1 pseudogene is annotated in these 206 nt (G+C 35.9%); it reads right to left on the bottom strand.

What is annotated here, in order from left to right:
* Positions 1-206: pseudogene (locus HMPREF2731_RS14220) on the bottom strand (IS3 family transposase); the annotation flags it as partial.

The following is a 206-nucleotide window of genomic DNA, read 5'->3' as shown; positions in this document are numbered from 1 at the left end:
CTTCTTCAAGTTCTGATTCGTCTTTCTTTGGTTTTGATTGATAATAATAGGACTGACGTGATAGACCTAATATTCTGCACATCGCTGATATAGGGTAAAGATGCTTATTCGCATCGATTACTTGTCTCTTCGTCCGAATATCAGCGCTGCTTGCTTTAAAATATCATTTTCCATTTCTAATTGCTGGTTTCTTTTACGTAGTTCTA

The organism is Enterococcus sp. HMSC072F02 (assembly GCF_001837725.1).
GTDB lineage: Bacteria > Bacillota > Bacilli > Lactobacillales > Enterococcaceae > Enterococcus_B > Enterococcus_B lactis.
Note: the sequence above shows the minus strand (reverse complement) of the source record. Positions and strands in the feature narration are given on the sequence as shown.